1 pseudogene is annotated in these 265 nt (G+C 40.8%); it reads right to left on the reverse strand.

Features of this window, described 5'->3' with window-relative positions:
* Window positions 1–51: 51 nt before the first annotated feature.
* Window positions 52–265, reverse strand: a pseudogene (locus tag FQ664_RS27380) (hypothetical protein); the annotation flags it as partial.

A 265-nucleotide genomic window follows, 5' to 3' on the forward strand; every position in this document is an offset into this window, starting at 1 on the left:
CTCTAATATGCTTTGTTTTTCGTCGCTCATGGCTAAGAACTCAGGTCCAAATTAAGTTAAGGCTTTAATGGTTTCAAACAGTGCCGCTATTGCAAGGGTCATTGCTTTCTCATCAATATCGAACTTAGGATGATGATGAGGATGGATTTTGCCATCAACTTTCTGACCAGCACCAATCAACAGCATCGCACCAGGTATACGGTCAACAATATAAGCAAAATCTTCCGATAAATTTGTCCGATAGTGAGAATCGACTACCAACTCC

The organism is Pseudomonas persica (assembly GCF_900291015.1).
GTDB lineage: Bacteria > Pseudomonadota > Gammaproteobacteria > Pseudomonadales > Pseudomonadaceae > Aquipseudomonas.